This is a genomic window from Pseudomonas sp. C9 (genome assembly GCF_002000165.1).
In the GTDB taxonomy this organism is placed as follows: Bacteria; Pseudomonadota; Gammaproteobacteria; order Pseudomonadales; family Pseudomonadaceae; genus Aquipseudomonas.
In genome coordinates this window covers 761164-780675 of record NZ_MPAK01000001.1, presented here as the reverse complement: position 1 = coordinate 780675, position 19512 = coordinate 761164, and the positions used below count along the sequence as shown (strand labels likewise).

Annotated in this window: 21 protein-coding genes; 15 read left to right on the top strand and 6 right to left on the bottom strand. The window is 61.2% G+C overall.

The window, feature by feature from the left end:
- Positions 1 to 17 precede the first annotated feature (17 nt).
- Complete coding sequence (locus BMS17_RS03590; protein ID WP_077430431.1) at positions 18 to 1709, bottom strand: nitrite reductase; 1692 nt, start codon at positions 1707 to 1709, stop codon at positions 18 to 20.
- A gap of 199 nt (positions 1710 to 1908) precedes the next feature.
- Here BMS17_RS03590 and BMS17_RS03585 point away from each other — a divergent pair, with 199 nt between their 5' ends.
- The 6 genes from BMS17_RS03585 to BMS17_RS03560 all read left to right on the top strand — a co-directional run bounded on the left by BMS17_RS03585 (position 1909) and on the right by BMS17_RS03560 (position 7600).
- Entirely contained in the window at positions 1909 to 2712 is an 804-nt protein-coding gene (locus tag BMS17_RS03585) for a CbbQ/NirQ/NorQ/GpvN family protein (RefSeq protein WP_046028099.1), read from the top strand.
- Positions 2696 to 3283, top strand: a complete 588-nt coding sequence (locus BMS17_RS03580; RefSeq protein ID WP_046028098.1) for a cytochrome c oxidase subunit 3 family protein — start codon at positions 2696 to 2698, stop codon at positions 3281 to 3283. The genes BMS17_RS03585 and BMS17_RS03580 overlap by 17 nt, the downstream gene beginning before the upstream one ends.
- A 10-nt stretch (positions 3284 to 3293) precedes the next feature.
- A complete protein-coding gene (locus BMS17_RS03575; RefSeq protein ID WP_046028096.1) occupies positions 3294 to 3551 on the top strand; it encodes a cytochrome C oxidase subunit IV family protein in 258 nt (85 codons plus the stop codon).
- Between the two features lie 257 nt (positions 3552 to 3808).
- Positions 3809 to 4249, top strand: coding sequence for a cytochrome c (locus BMS17_RS03570; protein WP_046028094.1), 441 nt, complete (start codon positions 3809 to 3811; stop codon positions 4247 to 4249).
- A gap of 3 nt (positions 4250 to 4252) precedes the next feature.
- A complete protein-coding gene (locus tag BMS17_RS03565) occupies positions 4253 to 5680 on the top strand; it encodes a cbb3-type cytochrome c oxidase subunit I (RefSeq protein ID WP_046028092.1) in 1428 nt (475 codons plus the stop codon).
- Between the two features lie 78 nt (positions 5681 to 5758).
- A complete protein-coding gene (locus BMS17_RS03560; protein ID WP_046028090.1) occupies positions 5759 to 7600 on the top strand; it encodes a nitric oxide reductase activation protein NorD in 1842 nt (613 codons plus the stop codon).
- Positions 7601 to 7625: 25 nt separating this feature from the next.
- On the opposite strand, the gene BMS17_RS03555 is transcribed toward BMS17_RS03560, so the two are convergent.
- Together BMS17_RS03555 and BMS17_RS03550 are read right to left on the bottom strand one after the other, a co-directional pair.
- Entirely contained in the window at positions 7626 to 7817 is a 192-nt protein-coding gene (locus BMS17_RS03555) for a protein DnrP (protein ID WP_077430430.1), read from the bottom strand.
- Positions 7818 to 7822: 5 nt separating this feature from the next.
- Positions 7823 to 8506 carry a Crp/Fnr family transcriptional regulator gene (locus BMS17_RS03550; RefSeq protein ID WP_046028087.1) on the bottom strand — a complete coding sequence of 228 codons (684 nt, stop codon included), beginning with the start codon at positions 8504 to 8506 and terminating at the stop codon, positions 7823 to 7825.
- Positions 8507 to 8974: 468 nt separating this feature from the next.
- Here BMS17_RS03550 and BMS17_RS03545 point away from each other — a divergent pair, with 468 nt between their 5' ends.
- Together BMS17_RS03545 and BMS17_RS03540 are read left to right on the top strand one after the other, a co-directional pair.
- The gene (locus BMS17_RS03545; RefSeq protein ID WP_046028086.1) at positions 8975 to 10165 is read left to right on the top strand and encodes an NnrS family protein; all 1191 of its coding nucleotides are present in this window, start codon (positions 8975 to 8977) and stop codon (positions 10163 to 10165) included.
- Positions 10166 to 10193: 28 nt separating this feature from the next.
- A complete protein-coding gene (locus tag BMS17_RS03540; RefSeq protein ID WP_046028085.1) occupies positions 10194 to 10628 on the top strand; it encodes a membrane protein in 435 nt (144 codons plus the stop codon).
- 77 nt (positions 10629 to 10705) lie between these two features.
- Here BMS17_RS03540 and ytfE read toward each other — a convergent pair whose 3' ends face one another.
- Positions 10706 to 11380 carry an iron-sulfur cluster repair protein YtfE gene (gene ytfE, locus BMS17_RS03535; protein WP_046028084.1) on the bottom strand — a complete coding sequence of 225 codons (675 nt, stop codon included), beginning with the start codon at positions 11378 to 11380 and terminating at the stop codon, positions 10706 to 10708.
- Positions 11381 to 11535: 155 nt separating this feature from the next.
- On the opposite strand from ytfE, the gene norR reads away from it, so the two are divergent.
- From norR to BMS17_RS03500, 7 genes are all read left to right on the top strand, one after another.
- Complete coding sequence (gene norR, locus BMS17_RS03530) at positions 11536 to 13065, top strand: nitric oxide reductase transcriptional regulator NorR (protein ID WP_046028272.1); 1530 nt, start codon at positions 11536 to 11538, stop codon at positions 13063 to 13065.
- A 99-nt stretch (positions 13066 to 13164) separates the two neighbouring features.
- On the top strand, positions 13165 to 13812 hold the full coding sequence (pdxH, locus tag BMS17_RS03525) for a pyridoxamine 5'-phosphate oxidase (protein WP_077430429.1): 648 nt from the start codon (positions 13165 to 13167) through the stop codon (positions 13810 to 13812).
- A gap of 127 nt (positions 13813 to 13939) precedes the next feature.
- Positions 13940 to 14494, top strand: coding sequence for a molybdenum cofactor biosynthesis protein B (gene moaB / locus BMS17_RS03520; protein WP_046028081.1), 555 nt, complete (start codon positions 13940 to 13942; stop codon positions 14492 to 14494).
- Positions 14491 to 15726 carry a gephyrin-like molybdotransferase Glp gene (gene glp, locus BMS17_RS03515; RefSeq protein WP_077430428.1) on the top strand — a complete coding sequence of 412 codons (1236 nt, stop codon included), beginning with the start codon at positions 14491 to 14493 and terminating at the stop codon, positions 15724 to 15726. Before moaB ends, glp begins: the two co-directional genes overlap by 4 nt.
- A gap of 124 nt (positions 15727 to 15850) precedes the next feature.
- On the top strand, positions 15851 to 16846 hold the full coding sequence (locus BMS17_RS03510) for a peptidase U32 family protein (RefSeq protein ID WP_077430427.1): 996 nt from the start codon (positions 15851 to 15853) through the stop codon (positions 16844 to 16846).
- Between the two features lie 10 nt (positions 16847 to 16856).
- Complete coding sequence (locus tag BMS17_RS03505; protein ID WP_046028078.1) at positions 16857 to 17747, top strand: U32 family peptidase; 891 nt, start codon at positions 16857 to 16859, stop codon at positions 17745 to 17747.
- Positions 17741 to 18211, top strand: coding sequence for an SCP2 domain-containing protein (locus BMS17_RS03500; RefSeq protein WP_046028076.1), 471 nt, complete (start codon positions 17741 to 17743; stop codon positions 18209 to 18211). Before BMS17_RS03505 ends, BMS17_RS03500 begins: the two co-directional genes overlap by 7 nt.
- A 67-nt stretch (positions 18212 to 18278) precedes the next feature.
- Here BMS17_RS03500 and BMS17_RS03495 read toward each other — a convergent pair whose 3' ends face one another.
- Positions 18279 to 18677: a putative zinc-binding protein gene (locus BMS17_RS03495; protein ID WP_046028075.1), complete on the bottom strand. Its 399-nt coding sequence runs from the start codon at positions 18675 to 18677 to the stop codon at positions 18279 to 18281.
- A gap of 82 nt (positions 18678 to 18759) precedes the next feature.
- The gene (locus BMS17_RS03490; RefSeq protein ID WP_046028074.1) at positions 18760 to 19437 is read right to left on the bottom strand and encodes a Crp/Fnr family transcriptional regulator; all 678 of its coding nucleotides are present in this window, start codon (positions 19435 to 19437) and stop codon (positions 18760 to 18762) included.
- Between the last annotated feature and the right edge of the window lie 75 nt (positions 19438 to 19512).

Here is a 19512-nt window from a genome sequence, read left to right as displayed (position 1 = left end):
CCTTGCATTGATGGCGCTCAATAAATGTCGTGTTGGGTGTTGTAGACGTTGAATTTTCCGGTGGGTGTGATCAGTCGTTTGTCCTTGATGACCGATTTGAGCTTCAGGGTTTTGTCGTCGATCACCACCAGCGCCGATTCGTCTGCCTGGCCGCTCCACACGGAGAACCAGACTTCATCGCCCGCCTTGTTGTATTCCGGCTGCACGACGCGCATCGCCCCTTGCTTGATTCCCGCGTACTCGGCAATGGGCAACACGGTGTAGCCGGCGTCGAGCTTGTCGATGTTGAACACCGCCACTGACTGACTGAGTTTCGCGTCGGGGTTGAGGGTGGTGTCGACATACAAATGACGGGAATTGGGGTGGGTTTTGATGAACAGAGAACCGCCGCCCTGGCCCTTGATCGAGGTGACCTGTTTCCAGGCGTATTGCGGGTGATTGACCGGGTCGGTGCCGATCAGCGAAATCCCCTCGTCGCCCAGGTGGCTGGTGGCCCAGACCGGTCCGTAGGTGGGGTGGTCAAAGTTGGCGCCGCGACCTGGGTGAGGGGTTTTGCCGACGTCCACCAGCGCGGTCAATTTGCGCTCTTTGGAGTCGATCACGGCGACTTTGTTGGAGTTGTTGGCGGCGGTCATGAAGTAACGGTGGGAGCTGTCCCAGCCACCGTCGTGCAGGAACGGAGCGGCATCGATATAAGTGATGGAGAGGTTTTTGATGTCCTGGTAATTGACCAGCATGACTTTGCCGGTTTCCTTGACGTTGACGATGAACTCCGGCCATTCGTGGGAAGCGATGATGGCCGCGACGCGGGGCTCGGGGTGATATTCCTGTTTGTCGACGGTCATGCCACGGGTCGAAACGATCTGTTTGGGCTCCAGGGTTTCGCCATCCATGAGGGTGAACTGTGGCGGCCAGTAGGAGCCGGCGATGGTGTATTTGTCTTCGTAGCCCTTGAACTTGGAGGTCTCCACCGAGCGCGCTTCGATCCCCACTTTGACTTCAGCAACCTTGGTGGGCTCCACCGGCCACAGGTCGATCATGTCGATCCGCGCGTCTCGGCCAATCACCAGCAAGTACCGGCCCGAGGCGGAGATACGCGAGATGTGCACCGCATAACCGGTCTCGATCAGCTTGACGATTTTCTTGCTGTCACCGTCGATCAGGGCGATCTTGCCGTCGTCGCGCAACGTCACCGAAAACAGGTTCGGCAGGTTGAGTTTGCTCAGCTGTTTCTTCGGCCGATCCTCGGGTTTGACCAGCACTTTCCAGGTTTTCAGCGTCTCGGCCATGCCCCATTCCGGCGGCGTTGGCGGTGTGTGCTGGATAAACCTGGCCATGGTCGTGATCTGATCCTTGGTCAACGCATTGGACGTCCCCCAGTTCGGCATCCCCGCTGGCGAGCCGTAGGTGATCAACGCTTCCAGGTACGGTTGCCCGCGAGACTGGGTGATGTCCGGCGTCAGCGGTTTGCCGGTGGCACCTTTGCGCAACACACCGTGGCAACCGGCGCAGCGCTGGAAGTAAATTTCCTTGGACGCGTCGAAGTCGGCCTGGCTCATGTCGGGAGCGCCGGCCGTTTTGACCATGGACGGATTGGCCGCCGTGGCGGCGGGTGCCTCGGCACTGGTCGCGAGAGTCCCCGCGGCGGCCAGTGCCGAATACAGTGCGGCGACAGTCAGAGCAAACGTTTTTCTATTGCTGATCAGCATTCCATTTCTCCTCAGGCAAGACCTTTGCGATGCGCTGAAACCGCAGCGCAGGACGCAGGTTCTAAGTGCGCTGCAAGGCTATGCCCGAGCAGGCCAATGCTTGCTTGACGGCGATCAAGTTTGCCGGTCATCTCGCTTGCCAGGTTGTCGCAGGGACCCTTAGCGTGTTCCATGAATCCGCTGTTGAATCAGGTGCCCCATGGACCATATCCCGTCTCGCGAAAACAAGGTCGAACCCTTCTACCAACCGCTCAATAATGAGGAGGCGCTGTTCGAACAAGCCTGGCGACACGGCATGCCGGTGCTGATCAAAGGCCCCACGGGCTGTGGCAAGACCCGTTTCGTTCAGCACATGGCCCATCGATTGAACCTGCCGCTGCACACCGTGGCGTGCCATGACGACCTGAGTGCCGCCGACTTGATCGGCCGTCATTTGATTGGTGCGCAGGGCACCTGGTGGCAGGATGGACCGCTGACCCGCGCAGTGCGCGAAGGCGGCATCTGTTACCTCGACGAAGTGGTCGAGGCGCGCCAGGACACGGTGGTGGTCCTGCACCCGTTGGCCGATGATCGTCGGGAGTTGTTTCTGGAACGCACCGGCGAAGTGTTGCAGGCGCCACCATCATTCATGTTGGTGGTGTCGTACAACCCCGGTTACCAGAACCTGCTCAAAGGCATGAAGCCGAGCACCCGTCAGCGCTTTGTGGCGATGCGTTTCGGCTATCCGCCCGTGGCTGAGGAAGAGCGCATTGTCGCCCGGGAAGCGCAGGTGGACAGTGCGCTGGCGGCGCAAGTGGTCAGATTGGGGCAGGCCCTGCGCCGGCTCGATCAGCATGATCTGGAGGAGGTGGCCTCGACGCGGCTGCTGATTTTTACCGCGCGAATGATCCGCTCCGGGATGAGCCCGCGTGAGGCCTGCATGGCGTGCCTGGCCGAACCGTTGAGCGATGATCCGATGACCGTGGCCGCGTTGATGGGCGTGGTTGATGTCCACTTCGGCTGAGTCCGCAAACGCTTCGCCTGGCCACTTGCCGGGCGATCTGGCGATGTGGTTTTTTATCCTCGCCGAGCTCTCGGTGTTCGCCATTCTGATACTGGTGTTCGCCGTCACCCAAGCCATCAAGCCGCAGATGTTTGGCGAAAGCCGACTGTTGCTCAACACCTCAACCGGTCTGGCGATGACCCTGAGCCTGCTCACTGCCGGGCTGTTCGCCGCCCTGGCACAGGAGCAGGTCCGGCACTCGCGGTCACGCCGTGGCGCGATCTATCTGCTGGCCGCGTTGCTTGCCGCCAGTGTCTATGTGGTGTTGAAAGTCACCGAGTACCGGCACTTGCTGGCCTCGGGGCTGGGCCTTGAGCACAACACGTTTTTTACCCTCTACTGGATTCTCACCGGTTTTCATTTTCTCCATGTCCTGCTCGGCATGTTGATCCTTGGATGGCTGGCCGAGCGGTGCCGTCGTGGCCGCTATGACGCCAGCAACCGCAGCGGATTCGAATCCGGCGTGTTGTATTGGCACATGGTCGACCTGATCTGGGTCGTGCTGTTTCCGCTGGTCTACGTGCTGGGTTGATGAGGTGCCAATGTCTGCTTCCAGGTGGTTGTTTGTCTGCTGGGCCGCACTGACCGCGTTAAGCCTGTGCACGGTGTTGCTGGCGCAGTCCGCGGCGGCGTGGTGGCTGTCCCTTGCGATTTTGCTGGTGGCTGTCGCCAAGGCGTGGCTGATTACGAATGGCTTCATGGAGATGCGCCACGCGCCGCGATTGTGGCGGCGATTGATGATGAGCTGGGCGTTGGTGCTGGCGTTGTTGGTGGGATTGACCTTGCTGGCCATCGTGTAACTCATGTAGCAGCTCGCGCAGCCTGCGTTCGGCTGCGCAGCAGTCGTAAATCCTGCCCCCGCCTTTAACCTGAATCACTGCAGTGTCACCTCTCACGACTGCTGCGCAGCCGAACGCAGGCTGCGCCAGCTGCTACAGGGTCAAGTACTTCCAGGTGTAATACCTGAGCAAAACCATCGGAGTTTCTTGATCGGCATCAAGCAGATTTCGACCCCTCGCTTCCTAAAATGGACGGGCCAAGCAAAGAGGAAGCGACCATGTCAGAGACCTTCACCAAAGGCATGGCCAGGAATATCTACTTCGGGGGAAGCGTTTTCTTCTTCCTGATATTCCTGGCCTTGACCTACCACACGGAACAAACCTTTCCAGCGCGCAGCAATGAAGCGCAACTCACTGAATCAGTGATCCGCGGCAAGACAGTCTGGGAGCAAAACAACTGCATCGGCTGCCACACGCTGCTGGGCGAGGGCGCCTACTTTGCGCCTGAGCTGGGCAATGTGTTCCAGCGACGCGGCGGGGAGGAGGGCTTCAAACCCTTCCTGCATGCCTGGATGAAAATGCAGCCGCTGAATGTGCCGGGCCGGCGAGCGATGCCGCAGTTCAAGTTGAGTGAGCAGGAGGTGGATGACATCGCCGAGTTCCTCAAATGGAGCTCGAAAATCAACACCAATGGCTGGCCGCCAAACAAGGAGGGCTAAGCGATGAGCATTGCTAATCCACATCTGAAATTCGCCTCGCAAGCCGTGGCCAAACCGTACTTCGTGTTTGCCCTGATGCTGTTTCTCGGTCAGGTGCTGTTCGGTTTGATCATGGGCCTGCAATACGTGGTAGGGGACTTTCTGTTCCCGATCATTCCCTTCAACGTGGCGCGGATGGTGCACACCAACCTGCTGATCGTCTGGCTGCTGTTCGGTTTCATGGGCGCGGCGTACTACCTGATACCGGAGGAGGCCGACCGCGAGCTGCACAGTCCGAAGCTGGCGATCATTCTGTTCTGGGTCTTCGCGGCGGCGGGTGTGCTGACGATTCTCGGCTACCTGCTGGTGCCCTATGCCGGCCTGGCCCGGCTGACCCACAACGAACTGCTGCCCACCATGGGCCGGGAGTTCCTGGAGCAACCGACCATCACCAAGATGGGCATTGTGGTGGTGTGCCTGGGGTTCCTCTACAACATCGGCATGACCCTGCTCAAAGGTCGCAAGACCACCGTCAGCATGGTCATGATGACGGGGTTGATCGGGCTCGCGGTGTTCTTCCTGTTCTCCTTCTACAACCCCGGTAACCTGGCCCGCGACAAGTTCTACTGGTGGTGGGTGGTGCATCTGTGGGTGGAAGGCGTGTGGGAACTGATCATGGGATCGATGCTCGCGTTTGTCCTGATCAAGATCACCGGGGTCGACCGCGAAGTCGTGGAGAAATGGCTCTATGTGATCATCGCCATGGCGCTGATTACCGGGATCATCGGCACCGGTCACCACTTCTTCTGGATTGGTGCGCCCGAGGTCTGGCTGTGGGTCGGTTCAATCTTCTCCGCCATGGAACCGCTGCCGTTCCTGGCCATGGTGGTCTTCGCCTTCAGCATGGTGAAGAACCGTCGCCGGCAACACCCGAATCGCGCGGCCACACTGTGGGCCAAGGGCACCACGGTCACGGCGTTCTTCGGTGCGGGCGTCTGGGGTTTTCTGCACACCCTGGCACCGGTCAACTTCTACACCCACGGTTCGCAACTGACGGCCGCTCACGGTCACCTGGCCTTCTACGGTGCTTACGCCATGATCGTGATGACCTTGATCAGCTACGCCATGCCGCGCTTGCGCGGGTTGGGTGAAGCGGGCGACGAGCGTTCGCAGACACTTGAAATCTGGGGTTTCTGGTTGATGACCCTGTCGATGGTGATGATCACGCTGTTCCTCACCGCAGCGGGTGTCGTACAGGTCTACCTGCAACGCTGGCAGGCCGACGGGATTGCCTTGCCATTCATGGCCACGGTCGAACATCTGCAAGTGCTGTTCTGGGCACGTCTGGGTGCCGGTCTGGGGTTCTTCGCCGGGTTGCTCTGCTACTTGCTCAGCTTCAAGCAACGGGGCCGTGCCGCTTTGCGCGCTCCAGCAGCGGTCGTGCCTTCATGAGCCGGGGCAATCGCTAGAAAAGGTCGGCCCGGCTGATACAGCGGGCCGTTTTTTTTGTGTTCAAGAAGGGCAGCAATCATGGCCTTTACCGTCGAACTGGAAGAGTGGGCCGGCAGTGTCTGGCACCGTTTCATCACCCGGCACGCCAGCCCGGATTTCCCTGAGGCGCGCGTCGAACTGGACACCCGGCAACGCCCGTTGGCGCTGTTGTTTCGCGCCATGGGCGGCGCCAGTGGCATGGGGGTCGAAGCCGCCAGCGACCGCGACTTGCTGCTGCGGCGCAACTTGCTGCAACAGATCGCCGGCACCTGCAAGCAAGTGCCGTTGGCGTGGTGCGATGAGACTCACCTTCGCCTGCCGTCGAGCCTCGCTGTCTTCCCGGATGCCGCACTGAACGAGGAACTCTATCGTTGGCTCACGTTGCTGGCGGCGCAGGCCGGCCGCATGCGGCATTGGGGGCGGGACAATCAACGCTGGACGCGATTGCTGTTGCAGCGCTACCCGGCGTTGCGCGCCCGGTATAAGCGACTGGTCGATGCGCACCTGCAATTGCGCCCCGATCCGGCGTCCTTGAACCGCAGCGAAGCGGCGCTGGAACGGGCGTTATGCCAGGCGCTACGCGAACCGGGCAGTGTCGAGCATTTTCCTCGCAGCGAACGGGCCGCGTGGCCGCTGCCCCTGTGGTTGTACCCGCCACAGCATCTCGCCAGTCCACAGACTGCCGAGCTGGGCGATGAATCCGAAGAGTTCCTGGCGACCCCTCCCGGTGAGCAGAAAAGCGGACGCAAGCGCGCCACACGAATCGATGAAAACACCCGTGATGGCGGGCTGTTGATCGTCCGTCTGGAGAACCTGTTCAGCTGGACCGAACACGTTGACCTGGATCGCTGGTCGGACGACAGCGAAGACCCGGATGCGGCCCGAGTGGCGGACGATCTAGACGAATTGACCCTGTCGCGCACACGCCTGCGCAAGGGCGGTGGTCTCAAGCTGCACCTGGATTTGCCGCCGGCCGATGTCGACGATATTCCCCTGGGCGAGGGGATCCGGTTGCCGGAGTGGGACTATCGAAAAAAACGCCTGCAGGACGACTTCGTCAGCCTGCAAATGATGATCCCCCGCGACTGCGAAGCTCAACCGCTGCCGCCACGGCTCAAGGCCTCGGCGCATCGTTTGCGGCGCCAGTTCGAGCATTTGCGCAACGATCGCCAATGGTTGCGCCAGCAACCCCAGGGCTCGGAACTGGACATGCAGGCCTGGCTGGATTTTCACGTTGAGCGCGCCCATGGCCAGTGCGCCGAACGGGGGCTGTTCATGGAGCACCGTCAAACCCGTCGCGACCTGGCGTGTCTGTTACTGGCCGATGTGTCGATGTCGACCGACGCTCATTTGAACGATGAACATCGCGTCATCGACGTGATCCGCGACAGCCTGCTGTTGTTCGGCGAAACCTTGTCGGCGTTGGGTGATGACTTTGCCCTGTACGGGTTTTCCTCGCTGCGTCGTCAGCAGGTGCGCATGCAGGAACTCAAGTCCTTCACACAACGCTATGACGACACCAGCCGGGGGCGCATTCAAGGGCTCAAACCGGGTTACTACACGCGCATGGGCGCGGCTATTCGCCAGGCCACGCACTTGCTCGGCAGCAGCAAACGGCGCAGCAAACTGTTGCTGCTGCTGACGGATGGCAAGCCCAATGATCTGGATCTGTATGAGGGGCGGTACGGTGTCGAAGACACCCGTGAGGCCGTGCTGGAGGCGCGGCGCCAAGGGTTGACGCCGTTCTGCATCACGATTGACCGTGAGGCCGGGGATTACCTGCCGTACATGTTTGGTGCCAATGGCTACACTCTGATCCGCCAGCCCGAACAGCTGCCGCTGCGGTTACCGCAGTTGTATCGCCAACTGACTCAGGGTTGAAAGGGGGGGCCGGCACAGCGCAGCATCAAACGATGCTGCGCGGCAGCCAGAAAAACATCGTCACGCAAAAGAGTGTCAGGGTGATGCAGAACCACAGGAATCGACGCTGACGCCGCTCCCCGGCACGCTCGGCCAGTGCAGGCAGAGGCATGCCGCATTGGCGGCAATCACTCTGGTGGGGTGGGTTGCCATGTTGGCAATACAGGCAGGTGGGCATGGCGTTTACTCGAACTGTTCCAGGCGCAGGCGATCAAGAATGGCGATATGGCGGCCGTCCTGAGCGATGATGTTTTCATCAATCAAGCGGCGGATAATCCGCGAAAACGTTTCTGGCTGGATCGAGAGATGACCGGCAATCAGTTGCTTGGCCATCGGCAGCTCGAATTGACTGTCAACGGTTTGCTGGCGCACCAGTTGTGTCAGCAGATAGCGCACGACCCGGTGGGTGGCATTCTTCAGTGACAGGGTTTCGATTTCATTGACCCGTTGATGCAGGCGCACGCAGAGCTTGCCGAGCAGCGCAAACGTCAGCCGGCTGTTGCTCTGAAGCAGGCGCATGTAGGTGCTGTTGGATAACCGGTAGAGCTGGGTGGGGCAAACCGCTTCGGCCGAGGCCACATAATTCGGCGTGTCCATTAGCATCATCGCCTCGGCGAAGGTCTGCCGATCGCCGAGGACCTCAAACACTTTTTCCTGCCCGTCAGGTGTCAGGCGGTAGATCTTCACCGCCCCTGCAATCACGAAATAGAACGAGTCGGCCGGCTCGCCCTGACGAAACAACGGCTCGCCTTTGTCGATGCTCAGCAATTGGCTGGTACTCATCAATTCATCCAGCTGTTCTTCATTCAACGGCTCGAACAAATGATGACTGCGCAAAATCTGGTGGTGGACGCGATGAAGCACCATAAAAATTCATCCTGAAGGTTGTGCAGGGGTTGGCGAAAAAATCAGACGAGACCCAAAGACACGCCACTGGCGACGGCCACGACGGAGGTCAACACCACGAACCAGGCCAGTGGCTGGAGGATCTTTTTCATGAGGGCTCCCGGGGATCGAGGTTTCTTGGACTTGCTGGGGCTAGAGCAAGACGCGGGCCATCTCTGCGGGCCCTGATTTAGAGGGGTTTTTATGAGTCGGGGTATAAATGACCCTGTGCGTTAGGGTTATAAAAACCATTTAAGGGTTATTTTTACCCTATTGCTGATCCTTTTGTGGTGAGGGCGCTTGCTCCGTCCCCGCAGGAGCGGCGTTCGGACCTTGAACGGTACGCCCCTTGCACACTTGATCTGCGACAAAGGCAATTGATCAGTGATACCCGATGATGGCCCCCAGGATTGACCTCGCGGGCCAGCAACAAGGTAGAGGAGTGGCTTTATGCAAGTGCTTGACCGCCGTAAAGCGATGGCAATCGCGCCGCTGTTACGTCTGGCCTTTCGGCCATTTTTCCTCGCCGGTTGCGGCTTGGCAGTGCTGGTCATACCGCTCTGGCTGGCAGCCTTTAGCGGTTCGATTGCTGATTGGCAGCCGGCCGGTGGGTGGTTGGGCTGGCATCGCCATGAGTTGCTGTTCGGGTTTGGGCTGGCGATTATCGCGGGCTTTTTGCTGACCGCCGTGCAGACCTGGACCAGTCGCCCCGGTATCAGCGGCAAACCGCTGGCGGCTCTGGCGTTGTTGTGGTTGCTGGCGCGCGTGGCCTGGTTGGCCAATGCGCCGTGGCCATTACTGGCCGTACTGGAAATGGCGTTTCCGTTAGCAGTGGCGGCACTCATGGGGTTCACCCTGTGGAAGGTGCGGCAGAAGCGCAATTACCCGATTGTCGTGGTCCTGTTGTTGCTGGCCGTGGCTGACGGATTGTCCCTGCTCGGACTGCTCGAAGGCCATGAAGGCTGGCAGCGCCAAGGCGTGCTGACCGGGATCTGGCTGGTGGCGGCGATGATGGGTTTGATTGGCGGGCGCGTCATTCCGTTCTTCACTCAGCGCGGGTTGGGTCGGGTCGAAGGCGTTGTTGCCTGGCCGTGGCTTGATTGGCTGCTGCTGATCGGTTCGCCCCTCGTGGCGTTGTTGTATGCCGCAGGGCCGGCGCTCAACCCCAATGTCTGGGTCGGCCTGTTGTTCGCGGTGCTGGGGGCGGGGCATCTGGTGCGCCTGGTTCGCTGGCATGACCGGGCACTGTGGCGCGTGCCCTTGTTGTGGTCGTTGCACCTGGCGTATGGCTGGTTGGCGGTGGCGTGCCTGGGAATGGCGCTGTGGCATTTCGGCGCGCCGTTGAGCCCGAGCCTGGCGGTGCATTGCCTGACGATAGGGGCGATGGGCGGCCTGGTGTTGGCGATGATTGCGCGAGTGAGTCTGGGGCATACCGGTCGTGCACTGGAACCGCCGTCGGGCATGACCCTGGCGTTCATTTTGCTCAACCTGGCGTGCCTGAGTCGGGTGGTGTTGATTGTGTTTCTGCCCCTGACCGCGTTGTGGCTGGCGGGGCTGTGCTGGACGCTGGCGTTCGCACTGTACGCCTGGCGCTATGGGCCGATGTTGCTGCGAGCCCGGGTGGATGGTCATCCGGGATAATCAGGCAAACGCAGGGAGGTAATCGGTGATGTATCCCTTTCTATTGGTGATCCACCTGTTGGCGGCCATCGCCTTCATCGGCACGCTGTTTTTCGAAGTGGTCATCTGGCACCGCGCGCGCCAGCAGTTGGCGGACACCGCACAAGTAACGGCGGATCAAGCCATTGCCGTGCGTTCGCGCAAAGTCCTGCATGGCGTGGTGGTGCTGTTGTATGGCGCCGGCATCAGCCTGGCGTGGCGTTACCGAGAAGTGTTGAGCCACCCGCTGGACAGCCGCTTTGGCACGTTGCTGAGCCTGAAGATTCTGCTGGCCCTGAGCATCATTGGTCATTACTTGTTGCTGGCGTACTGGCTCAAAAGCGCGCGGCTGACCACGCTCCGCGCCAGCTGGATTCGTCGCAGCATTCTCGCGCACATGGTGGTGATCGTGATCCTGGCCAAGGCGATGTTTTATTGGGGTTGATTGCACGCAGTCGTTCACAGACAAACCCCGCGTCAACCGATGGGTTGGCGCGGGGTTGGGTGTGACGGGTCAATCGATCAGTGGTGTGGGTTCAGGGCGTTAATGAACAACACGTTGTTTTCCAGATGGATGTGCTGCATCAGGTCGTCCTTGAATTCCAGCAGCCCGCGATAGAGTGCGCGCCAGGTGTTGCAGGCATCGGCGGGCGGGGTGATGTGGTGGGTCAGGGTGAGCATCTGCTCAAGGGCCTGGCCATGTTGATCATGTTCGAAGCGCAGTACCTGAATCGGTGGCGCGGCTTGAGCGCCGATGCCTTGTTGCAGCATCGGGAAGAGTACTTGTTCTTCCTTGAGCATGTGGCCTTCGAGTTCCTGCTGCATGTCGGCCAGCAGATCAGCCAGGCCGTTGGGGCAACTGGTGCGGGCGCCGTGCACCTGTTCTACACGGCGGGCCAGGCGGATCAGTTCCGGCAGTTGCTCGCGGTGGCGGGCGTGGTAGCGGGTCAGGAGGTGAGCGATCAACACATGCGAAGGCTCGTTGCGCCAATCGTGCTGGGTTTCGCCGGCGTCTTGCAGGTCCTGCAGGGCGTCAGCAATCAGCAGTGGATCGAGGCCCTTGCCAAGGGTCGCCTCGCGCAGGCTTTTATGCCCGCCGCAGCAGAAGTCCAGATTGAAGGTATGAAAAATCCGGGTGGCACCGGGAATGTCGCAGGCCAGTTGGCCGAGGCTTTGTTCCAGTAGGGTCTGGCTCATCAGGGTTCCTTTATTTGAGTTTCAACGGTTCCCCAGGCTCGTTGCATCCGGCATGCCATATTTAACTGATTGATAACCATGGATTAATTTTTAGCAGTGGTGAAAAGTACCCTGACGCCTTAGGGTGAATCCAACCATAGAGGGTAATGACTACCATGTTGCGTGAAAGCCTGGCAGCCGACTTGATCGTCGAGTTGCCCAATGCGGTACGGTTGCAACGACTGGTCCAGACCTTGCGTGAATACTTCAACAGCGGTGCCGTGGGGTTGCTGCGTCTGGACGATGACAGCCTCAGGCCGGTGGCGACCGTGGGGCTGGTTCACGAAGCGTTGGGGCGTCGTTTTGTCATCGCTCAGCACCCTCGACTGGCGGCGATCATGGCGTCGCGCGAGCCGGTCTGGTTCGAGCCTGACAGCCGCCTGCCGGACCCCTACGACGGCTTGCTCGACAACCACGTCGGCGAACCACTGCCGGTGCACGACTGCATGGGGGTGAGCCTCTATGTCGAAGGTCGAATCTGGGGGGCGATCACCCTGGATGCATTGCACGCTGGCACCTTCGACAGCCATGCGCACGAGGAACTCAAGCGTTGTACCTTGCAGATCGAAGCGGCCGTGCGGGTGACTCGACTGGAGCAGGAGATCCGCAGTCTGCGTTTGTCGCGCAGCGATCTCCAGGACCTGCGAGTGCCCGTCGAGGAAGGCGAGATTCTTGGGCAGAGCGAAGCCTTGCACCAATTGCTCAACGAACTGGATGTCCTGGGCGACTCCGATTTGCCGGTGCTGTTGCTGGGCGAGACCGGCGTTGGCAAAGAACTGTTCGCCCGGCGCTTGCATCGACTGTCACGGCGTAGCCACAAGCCGCTGATTCAGGTCAATTGCGCGGCATTGCCCGAGTCGCTGGCAGAGAGCGAATTGTTCGGTCATGTCAAAGGCGCTTTCTCCGGCGCCACCAGTGACCGCGCCGGGCGCTTCGATGCCGCCAACGGGGGCACGCTGTTTCTCGATGAGGTCGGTGAGTTGCCTTTGAGCGTGCAAGCGAAACTGCTGCGCACCCTGCAGAACGGTGAGATCCAGCGCCTGGGCGCGGACAAGCCATTGCACGTCGATGTGCGAATCATCGCCGCCACCAACCGGCACCTGCCCGACAGCATCCGCGATGGCTTGTTTCGCGCGGACCTGTACCACCGGCTCTCGGTGTACCCGGTGCCGATTCCGGCCCTGCGCGAACGCGGTAACGACGTGCTGATGCTGGCCGGGCATTTCCTTGAACTCAATCGGGCGCGGCTTGGCTTGCGCGGCTTGCGATTGTCGCCATCGGCCGAGCGGGCGTTGCTGGCTTATACCTGGCCGGGCAATGTGCGAGAGCTGGAACATGTCATCAGTCGAGCCGCGTTGAAGCAACTCAGTCGCGGCACCAGTCGCACACTGATCATGACGCTGGAGCCCGAAATCCTCGACCTCGACAGTGCGACCGGTGCCCTCGGGGCGGCTGTCGAGCCTGGCCCGGATGTGACGTCGGACCTGCCTTTTCAGCCGCTGGGCGAAGCGGTCGACGATTACCAGCGACAAAAAATACGCCAGGCCCTGAGCCTGTCCGGGGAAAACTGGGCCAGTGCCGCGCGACTGCTGGAAGTCGACCCCAGCAACCTGCACAAACTGGCACGGCGTCTGGGGCTCAAGTAGGCAAGGGCGACGTGGCTTCGACGCTGAGTGTTGATGGTGGTCAAGGTGGGCGTGTGCAGTGCCTCGCACACTGGACAAAACCCTAAGGAGATCACGGTCATGCCTCTTTCCCTGGCACAAATGCGCCGGCAATACACCCACCATGGTCTGCAAGACGACGCGACGATGGACGACCCGCTGGTGATGTTTCGGCAATGGATGCAACAGGCCCGCGACACCGAGTGTGCTCCTGTCGAAGCCAATAGCATGATGCTGTCGACGGTCGACAGTGATGGGCGCCCGCACTGCCGGGTCTTGCTGCTCAAGGGCTTGAGCGATGAAGGGTTCACTTTTTTCGGCAATTACCACAGCGACAAGGGGCAGCAACTGGCGGCCAACCCCTTTGCCGCGATGACATTTTTCTGGCCTGGACTGGAGCGGCAGGTGCGTATCGAAGGCCGGGTGTCCAGGCTTGACCCCTCACTGTCGGATGCGTACTTCGATTCCCGTTCCATCGGCAGTCGCCTGGGGGCCTGGGCCTCGCCGCAAAGCCGTCCTCTGGCCGATCGGGCAGCGCTTGAAAGCTTGCTGGCGGACACCATCAAACGTTTTGTCGGCCAGACCGTCCCCAGGCCCGAGCATTGGGGCGGCTACAGTCTGCACCCTGATCGCATGGAGTTCTGGCAGGGGCGCGCCGATCGTTTGCACGACCGTCTGGATTACCGCCTGGTCGACGGTCTGTGGCAGCGCAATCGCCTGGCGCCCTGATGTGCATTGAACTGGACGTGTGGCGACGCACGTCTTGATCCTGACGAGGTACCTCCTTGGAGGAATAGGCTCGTTGGCCATTCCGGTTCAGGCTTGGTCATACCCTCATCTACGGGAAGGCTTGAACATGGCCCATCTGACGCAACGCACGTTTCAACCCTTGAACATTGCCGTGCTGACCATCAGCGACACACGAACTTTTGCCACCGACACCTCCGGGCAGACCCTGGCCGATTTGCTGCAAGCGGCCGGTCATGTGCTGATCGACCGAGGCCTGGTGCCGGACGATATCTATCAGATCCGCGCCAAGGTCTCGCACTGGATCGCCGACCCCGAGGTGCAAGTGGTGTTGATGACCGGAGGCACCGGTTTCACCGCTCGGGACAACACGCCGCAAGCGGTGCTGCCGCTGCTGGACAAGCATGTGGAAGGTTTCGGCGAGCTGTTCCGTCAGGTGTCCCTGGCGGAAATCGGCATGTCCAGTCTGCAGTCGCGCGCCCTGGCCGGGATGAGCAACGGGGTGTTGGTGTGCTGTGTTCCCGGCTCGCCGGGCGCCTGCCGCACCGCCTGGAACCAGATCCTGCTGGAGCAACTGGACAGCCGCACCGGCCCGTGCAATTTCGCCCCTCACCTCAAGCCTCAGGCGCAGCAGGTACTTGAGGCCTGTGAGGTGCGCTCATGACGGGGCGGGTCTGCGACAGCGGTCAGTTGATGCCGGTGGACGAGGCCATCAGTCATCTGCTCGACCAGGCACCACCGCCACCCTCGGTGCAGACGATCCCCCTGGAACACGCTTTGGGGCGAGTGCTGGCGGTGGACATTCACTCTGCGCTGAACCTGCCCGCCTGGGACAACAGCGCCATGGACGGTTTTGCCTTCAGGGCCGCCGACCTGCCTGCGGCGGGGGGCTGGCTACCGTTGACTGGACGCATCGCCGCCGGACAACAGGCGTTCTCGCCCTTGGCGGCGAAAACAGCGGTGCGGATTTTCACCGGGGCGCCGCTGCCGCCGGGTGCTGACACCGTGGTGCCGCAGGAGAGTTGTCAGGTCGAGGGCGACAAGGTCTGGTTGCCGCCGGCAACGGTGGGCGATCACGTGCGCAAGGAAGGCGAGGAAGTCCGCCAGGGGCATCTGTTGCTCATGGCCGGCAAGCGCTTGCGCGCCCAGGAATTGGGGCTGCTGGCCGGTGCCGGGATTGCCCGGGTCGAGGTGTATCGGCCGTTGCGCGTGTGCCTGTTGAGCAGCGGTGACGAGTTGCGCGAACCGGGTGAATCACTGGCGCCGGGGCAGATTTACAACAGCAATCGGTATTGCCTGTCCGCCCTGTTGCGCGGCTGGGGCGTCGAAGTGCATGACTACGGGGTCATGGCCGATGAGTTGGCGGCCAGTCGGCATGCCTTGAGCCTGGCGTCGTCGGAGTGCGATCTGCTGCTGACCTCGGGCGGCGTGTCGGTCGGCGAGGAGGACCATCTCAAGCGGGCCATCGATGAATTGGGCAGCGTGGATTTCTGGCGGCTGGCGATACAACCGGGCAAACCGCTAGCGTTCGGCGAAGTGGCCGGCAAGCCGTGGATTGGCATGCCGGGCAATCCTTCGGCCGCGTTGATCACCGCGTTGGTGGTGGTGCGTCCGTTCCTGCTCAGGGCTCAGGGCGTGAGTCAGGTGATGCCGCGCCCGATGGCGCTGCCGGCCGGTTTCGACTGGCTGCAAAGCAACAAACGCCGACAATACCTGCGAGCCAAACTGGTTCCCGATGCCGACGGGCAATTGCGCGTGGAACTGCATCCGCAGCAGAGCTCGGCCATGTTGACGGCGGCCTGCTGGGCCGATGGCCTGGCCGTCGTGGAGCGCGAGCATCGGGTGCACAAGCACGACAACGTGGCGTTCCTGTCTTTCGCCGACCTGATGCATTGAGGGCAATTGATTGCCGTCAAGGCCGTCGCCGCCGGTCTCGCTAGACTGGCGGCGCACTCGACACTGCGGGCCTGTCCGAAAGACAGGGCGCGGGTCCGGACGTGTTCCTAGATGAGGATTCCCCATGCAACTGGTCTGCCCGGCAGGCAACCTGCCTGCGCTCAAAGCGGCGGTGCGCCAAGGCGCCGACGCCGTCTATGTCGGTTTTCGTGATGACACCAATGCCCGCCATTTCGCCGGATTGAACATGGATGACAAGCAGTTCGATGCGGCGGTCGAACACATCCGCCAGCATCAACGCAAACTCTATGTCGCGGTCAATACTTACCCGCAGCCCAAGGGCTGGGAGCGCTGGCAGCGCGCGGTGGATCGCGCCGCCGATTTTGGCGTGGATGCGCTGATCGCTGCTGACCCCGGGGTTCTGGCGTATGCCTGCGAGCGCCACCCGCAACTGACCTTGCACCTGTCGGTTCAGGGCTCCGCGACCCATGCCGCGGCGCTGGCGTTTTATGCGCAGCGCTACAACATTCGTCGTGCGGTGCTGCCACGGGTGCTGTCGTTGGCCCAGGTGCGTCAGGTCGCGGCCAACAGCCCGGTGCCCATCGAAGTCTTCGGCTTCGGTAGTTTGTGCATCATGGCCGAGGGGCGCTGCCACCTGTCTTCCTACATTACCGGTGAGTCTCCCAATTTGTGCGGCGTCTGTTCGCCGGCCAAGGCCGTACGCTGGAGCGAAGATGCCGAAGGCCTGAGCGCACGGCTCAATGACGTGCTGATCGACCGCTACACCCCTGACGAATCCGCCGGTTATCCGACCTTGTGCAAGGGACGTTTTCTGGTCAACGGCAAGCGCTTCCATGCGCTGGAGGAACCCACCAGTCTCGACACCCTGGACCTGCTTCCGGAGCTCGCGGCCATCGGGGTTGAAGCGGTCAAGATCGAAGGCCGCCAGCGTAGCCCGGCGTATGTCGAGCAAGTCACCCGGGTCTGGCGCGCGGCCCTCGATACCCATCGCGCGTCGCCCAAGAGCTTCAAGGTCAAAGACCAGTGGCGCCAGGTGCTGGCCGGTTTGTCCGAAGGCAGCCAGACCACACTGGGTGCCTACCATCGATCATGGCAATAAGGGGCTGAACATGAAGCTGAGCCTGGGACCGGTCCTGTATTACTGGGACAAGGAACAATTGGGGCAATTTTACGCCGAGATGTCGAGCCTGCCCCTGGATGTGATTTACCTGGGAGAAACCGTGTGCTCGAAGCGCCGGGCATTCTCCCTGGATCAATGGCTGGGCCTGGGTCGCGAGTTGCAGGCGTGTAGCCAGGCGCAACTGGTGCTGTCCAGCCTGACCCTGATCGAAGCCGCGTCAGAACTCTCCAGCCTGCGTCGCCTGTGCGACAACGGCGAGTTGCTGGTGGAAGCCAATGACATGGGCGCAGTGCAACTGCTGGCCGAACGCAAGTTGCCGTTTGTGGGCGGGCCGGCGCTGAATCTGTACAACGGTCATGCCCTGACGCAACTGCAAGACAGCGGCATGGTCCGTTGGGTGCCGCCGGTGGAGTGTTCGGCAGCGCTGATTCGCGCAGTGCTTGAACAGGTGCGCGAGCTGGGCCGTGAAGTGCCGCAAGTGGAAGTCTTCGCCTATGGGCATTTACCCCTGGCCTATTCCGCTCGCTGCTTTACCGCCCGGGCAGAAAACCGGCCCAAGGATGACTGCCAGTTCTGTTGCATCAACTACCCCGATGGACTGGCGCTGAGCAGTCAGGCCGGGCAGGCGCTGTTCACCCTCAACGGTATTCAGACGATGTCGGCCGAGGTGACTAATCTGCTGGCCGATTACCCGGGGCTGGTGGCCAGCGGCGCGGACATCGTGCGCTTGAGCCCTCGGGCCCAGGGCATGGTCGAGGTGATTGAGGCCTGGCAACGGGTGCGTCAGGGCGAGGCGCCACCGCTGTTTGTCGATGGCTGCAATGGCTATTGGCATGGCCAGGCCGGGATGTTGCGTGTTGAGGAGGCTGGCCTGTGCTGAAGCGAAAAAAATGGCTGTTGTACGGTGCCGATCGGGTGCTTCCACTGGTTCGTCGGGTGCCCTTTGTGGTGCAGCGCCTGGCGTTGCAGCAGGCGCTCAACCGCTGTCTCGCCGAGCCGTTGCGTGACGGTGAGTTCGACCTGTTGCGCGGTCGCTGGCTGTGCTTGCGCATCCCGGACCTCGGGCTTTGCTGGTACTTGAGTCGATCGCGTGACGGGCTACAGATTGCCGAGCGGGCCGAGGCTGATGTGACCATCAGTGGCAACTGGCGTGAGTTTCTGTTGCTGGCCAGTCGGCAGGAGGACCCGGACACCCTGTTTTTCCGTCGACGCCTGGTCATCGAGGGGGATACCGAATTGGGATTGACCCTGAAGAACCTGATCGACAGCCTCGACCCGGACGTATTGCCTGTCTGGCTGTGGCGCAATCTGGAGCGGGCGGGGAAGGGGTTGGCGGCAGGCTGACCGACACCCATCAACGGAGCGAGCCTGCTCGCTCCGACACGGGTTTTGTTTTGCCCGGCAGGCCTTTTCAGTGGGTTTCGGTTTGCCGGTTTTCAAGCGGCCGGGCATCACTGGCTATCAACTGTTTGATCCCTTCAAACAACTCATCACACTGCGCTTCGGTGCAGTCCTCGGCATAGCGTTTGCGCAGCCCGTAGTGGCTGAGAATCAGGTGCACGTCGGCGTGCAGTCCATGCTGTTTCAAACAGTTTTCGACGCACTGCAAGGGGCAGCCGTCCAGTGCCAGGATCCGGCGTCCCGAGCGTGCCTTGTTGACCAGCGCGCTGACATGCCCGCCGACCCCGGCAATGCAGGACATTTCGGCAAGCCCCTGGCGATCCAGGCGCACCGCCAGGGTGTTGGCCAGTTGGGCAACGTTGGAGCAGCCTGAGCAGGAGTAAACCAGAGGCAAGGTGGGTGAGGGCATGAAGGTTCTCCGCAGGTGGACCCGGTCAGTGTGCAAGGCTGTACGCCTTGCGCCTTGATGAGGGTCAAGTCCACCGGTTCAGTTACGGGTGATAAGTCGCCAGTTCGTCTTCCGCGAGGATGCGGATGTTGCGGCGCTCCATGGCGATCAGGCCGCTCTCCACCAGTCGATGCAAAATGCGCGAGAAGGTTTCCGGCTGGATGCCCAGCTTCGAGGCCACCAGGCGTTTGGAGACTTGCAGCACGATCTGGCCGTTGACCGGGTCGCGCTCCTGGAACAGAAAATTGATCACCCGCCGGCTGGCGTTGGTCAGGGTCAGGGTGTCGATGTCCTTGAGGCGCTGATGCAAGTGAATGCTCATGCTCGCCAGGATCGCCAGGCAGACTTTCGGCTGATCTTCCAGGGCGTTGCGATAATGGCTGCCCTCGATGCTGACCAGCACGCAGTCCTTCAGGGCCGTGGCGCTCACCGGGTAAAAACGGATCTGGCTGAACAGCAGGGCCTCGGCAAAGGTTTGCCCGGGCTGGATGATTTCCACCAGGTTTTCCTGGCCTTCGCCGGTGATCCGATAGAGCTTGATCTGGCCGCTGATCAGCAGGAAAAAGCGCTTGGCCGGATCCCCTTGGTGCAGGAGCGTGCTGTGACAACTCAGGCGTTTGAGCGTGGCCAGGCCACAGACTTCTTCAAACACCTTGTCCGGCAATTGCTTGAACAGGTGATGACGACGCAACATTAAAACGGTGGAAGGGTGAGTCAGCATGGCGTACCTCCGCTACCGGTCATGGTAAAGCGTGCTGGCCCCATGGCCTATGCCTCCACCGGACTACCTCCAAAG